Annotated in this window: 9 protein-coding genes; 7 read left to right on the plus strand and 2 right to left on the minus strand. The window is 68.4% G+C overall.

Annotated elements, in window-relative coordinates:
- Together AC1DZ6_RS18395 and AC1DZ6_RS18400 are read left to right on the plus strand one after the other, a co-directional pair.
- On the plus strand, positions 1–212 hold a 212-nt coding region (locus AC1DZ6_RS18395; protein WP_477098586.1), incomplete at its 5' end, for a cupin domain-containing protein.
- Positions 213–322: 110 nt separating this feature from the next.
- On the plus strand, positions 323–934 hold the full coding sequence (locus AC1DZ6_RS18400; RefSeq protein WP_477098587.1) for an isochorismatase family protein: 612 nt from the start codon (positions 323–325) through the stop codon (positions 932–934).
- Between the two features lie 75 nt (positions 935–1,009).
- On the opposite strand, the gene rpmB is transcribed toward AC1DZ6_RS18400, so the two are convergent.
- The gene (gene rpmB, locus AC1DZ6_RS18405) at positions 1,010–1,309 is read right to left on the minus strand and encodes a 50S ribosomal protein L28 (RefSeq protein WP_477098588.1); all 300 of its coding nucleotides are present in this window, start codon (positions 1,307–1,309) and stop codon (positions 1,010–1,012) included.
- A 233-nt stretch (positions 1,310–1,542) separates the two neighbouring features.
- Here rpmB and AC1DZ6_RS18410 point away from each other — a divergent pair, with 233 nt between their 5' ends.
- The 4 genes from AC1DZ6_RS18410 (at position 1,543) to AC1DZ6_RS18425 (ending at position 4,341) form a co-directional block, all read left to right on the plus strand.
- Positions 1,543–2,010 (plus strand): DUF3617 domain-containing protein, encoded by a 468-nt coding sequence (locus tag AC1DZ6_RS18410; RefSeq protein WP_477098589.1) that lies wholly within the window; start codon positions 1,543–1,545, stop codon positions 2,008–2,010.
- A 101-nt stretch (positions 2,011–2,111) separates the two neighbouring features.
- On the plus strand, positions 2,112–2,570 hold the full coding sequence (locus AC1DZ6_RS18415; protein ID WP_477098590.1) for a RebB family R body protein: 459 nt from the start codon (positions 2,112–2,114) through the stop codon (positions 2,568–2,570).
- A gap of 1 nt (position 2,571) precedes the next feature.
- Positions 2,572–2,871 carry a hypothetical protein gene (locus AC1DZ6_RS18420; protein ID WP_477098591.1) on the plus strand — a complete coding sequence of 100 codons (300 nt, stop codon included), beginning with the start codon at positions 2,572–2,574 and terminating at the stop codon, positions 2,869–2,871.
- Between the two features lie 111 nt (positions 2,872–2,982).
- Positions 2,983–4,341: a DUF1254 domain-containing protein gene (locus AC1DZ6_RS18425; RefSeq protein ID WP_477098592.1), complete on the plus strand. Its 1,359-nt coding sequence runs from the start codon at positions 2,983–2,985 to the stop codon at positions 4,339–4,341.
- A 179-nt stretch (positions 4,342–4,520) separates the two neighbouring features.
- Here the strand turns inward: AC1DZ6_RS18425 and AC1DZ6_RS18430 are convergent, their stop codons facing one another.
- Entirely contained in the window at positions 4,521–4,931 is a 411-nt protein-coding gene (locus tag AC1DZ6_RS18430) for a nuclear transport factor 2 family protein (RefSeq protein ID WP_477098593.1), read from the minus strand.
- Positions 4,932–4,991: 60 nt separating this feature from the next.
- Between AC1DZ6_RS18430 and AC1DZ6_RS18435 the strand changes: the two genes are divergently transcribed.
- On the plus strand, positions 4,992–5,235 hold a 244-nt coding region (locus tag AC1DZ6_RS18435; protein WP_477098594.1), incomplete at its 3' end, for a helix-turn-helix domain-containing protein.

Genomic DNA, 5,235 nt, shown 5'->3' on the forward strand with positions numbered 1-5,235 from the left:
CCGTCGTGGTGTCGGGTCAATGGTTCCTCGGCTACGGCGCCAAGGCGTCGGACGACGCCGCCAAGGCCCTGCCGCCCGGCAGCTTCTACACCGAGCCCGGCGGCGTCTCGCACTTCGCCCGCACCGGCGACCAGCCGGCCGTCGTCTACATCACGGGCTTTGGCCCGACCGACACCGTCTACGTCGACCCGGCGACGGCGCCGCACCGCTAGCCGGGCCGCCCGCCCAGCACCCAGTCGCTTTCCAACATCCGCAAAGCGCCGCCGACCCGTCGGCCGCGAACCCCGACTCGCGCCTGAACCCCAGAAAAAGGACCACCGCCATGACCTCTCCCGCCACCCGCCGCGATCCCAAGGCCGACCACCTGCTGACCGCCGAGAACGCGGCCCTGCTGATCATTGACTTCCAACCCGTCCAGGTCGCCTCGATCGTCTCGATGGAGCGTCGCGAGATGATCGCCAACGTCGTCGCCGTGGCCAAGGCGGCGACGCTGTACGGCATGCCCGTCGTGCTCTCGACCGTGAACGTCGCCACCGGCCGCAACACGCCGACCATCCACCAGCTGACCGAGGTTCTGCCCGGCGTGGCCTCCTACGACCGCACGTCGATCAACGCCTGGGAGGACGACGACTTCGTCGCCGCCGTGAAGGCCACGGGCCGCAAGAAGCTGATCATGGTCGCGCTGTGGACCGAGGTCTGCCTGGCCTTCCCGGCCCTGGACGCCCTGAGCGAAGGCTTCGAGGTCTATCCCGTGGTCGACGCGGTCGGCGGCACGTCGGTGGAGGCCCACCGGGCGGGCCTGCAGCGCATCGTCCAGGCCGGGGCCCAGCCGGTCAGCTGGATCCAGCTGGTCTGCGAGCTGCAGCGCGACTGGAACCGCGAGGCCACCGCCGCGGCCTTCGCCGAGATCGTCTTCGCCTCGGTCCATCCGTAGGGCCGGGGTCCAGACGCGAAAAGGCCCGCGAGGCGAACCTCGCGGGCCTTTCGTTCGACCGGAGTCGAGAAGTGCTTAGGCGGCGACCGCGGCGGCCTTGGCCTTGGCCTTGACCTGGGTCTTGATCTTCAGGGCGCGCGGCGACAGCTGCTCGTCCTTGGCGCCCAGCAGGAACACGTCCAGGCCGCCCCGGAAGTCCAGGGTGCGCAGAGCGGCGTTGCTGATGCGCAGCTTGAAGGTCTGACCCAGCGAGTCGGACTGCAGGGTGGCGGGCGACAGGGCCGGCAGGAAGCGGCGCTTGGTCTTGATGTTCGAGTGGCTCACATTGTGGCCGACCATCGGACCGATCCCGGTGAGTTCGCAACGGCGCGACATGGCGGATACCTTGGGCTTGGGCGAAGCCGGCGGCTCCGCAACATGAATTCGGCCGCGCGATGGACGGACCGCCGCGCGAGAGCGGGCGATATAGGCGAAGGGGGCTTGCCGAGTCAAGCCGCGCGGCGCCCAACCTCGTCAAATGGGTCGCCCAAACATGGCCATCAGATGCGGTTCATCTGCGGGCCTTATATCGTCCCCTATATAGAGACGGTCTGAAGAGAAGGAATCCCATGCGTTTGTTCGCTCCCGTCGCGGCCCCCGCCCTGGCTTCGGTCGTCACCGCCTGCGGCCTGCTGGCCGCCAGCGCCGCCGTCGCCCTGGCCGGCCCCCAGGAGGCCGACGCCAAGGCCGTGACCACGATCCTGACCGGTCAGTGGGAATACAACACGCACCTCGGACCGATTCCCATCGACAGCGACCTGCACTGCCTGACCCAGAAGGACGTCGAGAACTTCAATCGCGGCATCTGCCTCAAGCGCTACACCTGCGACTACGACACCCGGGTGGTGCAGGACGGCAAGATCGCGCTGAAGGGCACCTGGACCGACAAGAAGGGCCGCGTGGCCCCGGTCACCGCCAAGGGCTCCTACACGCCCGAGAGCTTCAGGATCGCGGTCAACGGCAAGACGGTGAACGGCCTGCCCATGGCCGCCACCCTGAACGCCAAGCGGGTCAGCGCCACCTGCCCGGCAGGCTAGCCCGGCGTTTCGCATAACGGCGATTGCCAAGCTTGTGGTCACGCGCGAAGAATGGCGCCGCCACAACCGGGGATGAGCCCTGGCCAGCTCGGGGACCATCCATGAACGACATCGTCAATCCGCAGATCACCGACTCCGTCACCCAGGCCAACGTCAAGGTCCTGGGCGACGCCCCGGCCATCGCCATGGGCGCGATCTATCAGAGCCTGGCCCATTCGACGGGCATCCTTTTCGAGAACGCCACCTCCGCCCAGCAGCAGCAGCAGATCCTGGCGCAGGCGGCGACGAACGTCGGCGTCATGCAACTGTACAGCGCCGCCACCGGGGGCGCCGGTGCGGACGTGCCGGACAACCTGCTGTCGCTGCTGACCGCCCTGCGCGCCAACACGGATCCGAGCGCCGCCATCGCCGCCGCCCGCCAAGCCGCCGAAGCGATCCTGACGCCGGCCGCGGGCGCGCCTCAAGCGGCGTCGCAGGGCGCCGCGCCGGCGGCGCGTCAGGCCCCGCCAGCCGCCAAGGCCAAGCCCCAGCCCAAGGCCGCGGCCAAGCCGGCGTCCTGACATGGCCGCCGCGCCCCAGCCCGGCGACCCTGCGTGCCTGACCGAGATCCTGCGGGCGACCGCGGTCCAGGCCGCCGGCCTGGCCGTGCTGACCGCCGTCCAGCACCTGCAGCGGACCTCCATTCTGGTCGAGACGGCGACCGCCGTCGGCCTGGCTCGCGCCCTGACTCCGGGCGCGGAGCCCGGCCAGACGTGGGACGAGGCGCTGGAGGTCTCGCGCCGCGCGATGGACGAGGCGGTGGAAGCCTATCGCCAGGCCATGAGCGCGGCGATCGATCTGGGGAAGACGATCTCGTCCTGAGGCGCCGGCGCGCCTGAATCCGGGAAATCATGCACCCCGCCTGGGGTTGTAGCCCGATAGTGGATTGGGTCCCGCGAAGGTCATCTGTCGCCAGCCGACAGGAGGCCCGCCATGACCACCCAAGCCGCGACCTGGTCTCCGGAGCAGCTCGCCGAACGCACGTTGCACCGACGCGCCGTCGAGGCGGTCAATTGGGGCATGTCGGCGGTCAACACCGAGCTGATGTTCCAGGCCGCCTATCGCGCCGGGGCGAAGGTCAACCAGATCGTCTACTGGTCGCGGCTGCTGGACTGGAAGAACCAGACCCTGACGCCCAATCCGGACACGCTCTATCTGATGCCGTTCTTCAGCACGGCGGAGGTCGGGCCGATCGTGCTGGAGATCCCGCCCGCCGACGACGGCTCGATCACCGGGTCGCTGATGGACCTGTGGCAGATCCCCCTGGAGGACGTCGGGCCCGCCGGCGTCGACAAGGGCAAGGGCGGCAAGTACCTGATCCCGCCGCCCGGCTGGGACCAGGCGGCGCCCGAGGGCTACATCGTCCTGCCGTCCCAGACCTTCCAGGGCTACGGCCTGCTGCGCTCGATCCTGAAAAGCCGGAGCGACGCCGATCTCGAGGCCGCCGTCGCCTATGGCAAGCGCATCAGGCTCTATCCGCTCTCCCAGGCGGCCGATCCTCCGGAGACCGTCTTCATCGACGCGATCGACGTCCTGTTCGACAGCGTCATTCCCTATGACGTGAAGTTCTTCCAGTCGCTGGACCGGGTGATCCAGGCCGAGCCGTGGCTGGAGCGCGACCGGGCGATGATCGACCCGCTCAAGTCGGTGGGCCTTCAGAAGGGCCGGCCGTTCGCGCCTGACGACCGAACCGTCGCGCTGCTGGCGCAGGCCGGGCAGGAAGCGCTGGCCCGTTTCGACGTGCTCTACGAGACGGTGTACGAGCCGCACGTGCCCAGTGCTCGCTGGTTCCTGCCGGTCGACAAGGCGCTGCTGGACAGCGCCGCCGACGGCTTCACCACCGCTGACAGCTATCCGATCGACGCGCGCGGCACCGCCTATTACTGCGCCTTCAGCGGCATCAAGCACATGGGCGCGGGACAGTTCTATCTGTTCGCCACCCGCGATAAGGACGGTCAGCCGCTGGACGGCGACGCGGCCTACCGCTTGCACGTGCCGCCCAATCCGCCCGTCCAGCAGTACTGGTCCGTGGTGCTGTACGACTTCGCCACCCACGCCCTGATCCGCGACGTGGCCTGGGCCAGCCGCTCGTCGCAGTCGCCGGGCCTGCAGACCCGGTTCGACGGTTCGGTCGACRTGTTCTTCGGACCCACGGCGCCGGAGGGCGGCGAGTCCAACTGGATCCCGACCAAGGCCGGCGGCCGGTTCGAGGCGCTGTTCCGGTTCTACGGGCCCACCCCGCCGCTGTTCGACAAGACCTGGGTGCTGCCCGATATCGAGCGGATCGGCTGACCCTTACGTGGGTCAGCGTCGCCATGCTGTTTGTGGTTAATCCGAATTAAGCTACAATGGATGGTAGGGAACAAACACTGAATCTGGCGAAGTCGCTGATTCGGTCATGATTCGTTTCGCTCGTGTTCGACGAACGGTGAACCTGCGTTAACCGCTCAAGCTTCCCGCTCCAGACAGCCTCATCGGACCGGCGCCTCCAGCGCCGTCGCCACCAGTTGCGTGTCCATGTATTCGGTCAGCGAGACGATCTTGTCGCCCGCCAGCCGGCACACCCAGCAATAGGTGTTGTCGTAGCGCTGGCCGGTCTTGGTGGTGACCTTGCCCCGGCATTCGACCACCACGGTGTCGCCCTCGGCGATGATCGCGTCGGCGACGTTGACGTACTGGTCGGCGAACTGGGCGAACAGCGGGGTCAGCAGGTCGCGGCGAATGGCGGTCTTGCCGGCGTAGACGCCGCTCCAGGCGTTGGTCCCGGTCAGCCGCCAGACGGTGGACTCGTCCAGGCTGTCGAGGAACAGCCGGGCGTCGCCGCGCGCCAGGCCGTCGAAGATCTGGCGCATCAGCTGCTTGTTGTCGTCGGTGGCGCTCATGGCGGCTCTCCGGGTTGGGGAAGCCCCATCTTCCGGCGATCAACATCATTCATCCAATCGATGCTTATGATCATCTATATTCGCCAGATGAACCTGGCCGGCCTTGATCTGAACCTCCTGGTCGCCCTCGACGCCCTGCTGGAGGAGGCGAGCGTCGGTCGCGCGGCCTTGCGCCTGAACCTGTCGCAGCCGGCGGTCAGCCACGCCCTGCGCCGCCTGCGCGAGGCGACCGACGATCCGCTCCTGGTGCGGGTGGGGCCGCGCATGGAGCTGACGCCCCGCGCCCGGGCCCTGCGAGCGCCGC

Source organism: Caulobacter sp. P1_B12_2, assembly GCF_056406675.1.

Excerpts from the sequence above, each read along its gene's own strand:
- AC1DZ6_RS18410 (WP_477098589.1), top strand. The coding sequence starts at position 1,543 with ATGCGTTTGTTCGCTCCCGTCGCGGCCCCCGCCCTGGCTTCGGTCGTC.
- AC1DZ6_RS18420 (WP_477098591.1), top strand. The coding sequence starts at position 2,572 with ATGGCCGCCGCGCCCCAGCCCGGCGACCCTGCGTGCCTGACCGAGATC.
- AC1DZ6_RS18415 (WP_477098590.1), top strand. The coding sequence starts at position 2,112 with ATGAACGACATCGTCAATCCGCAGATCACCGACTCCGTCACCCAGGCC.
- AC1DZ6_RS18430 (WP_477098593.1), bottom strand. The coding sequence starts at position 4,931 with ATGAGCGCCACCGACGACAACAAGCAGCTGATGCGCCAGATCTTCGAC.
- rpmB (WP_477098588.1), bottom strand. The coding sequence starts at position 1,309 with ATGTCGCGCCGTTGCGAACTCACCGGGATCGGTCCGATGGTCGGCCAC.
- AC1DZ6_RS18400 (WP_477098587.1), top strand. The coding sequence starts at position 323 with ATGACCTCTCCCGCCACCCGCCGCGATCCCAAGGCCGACCACCTGCTG.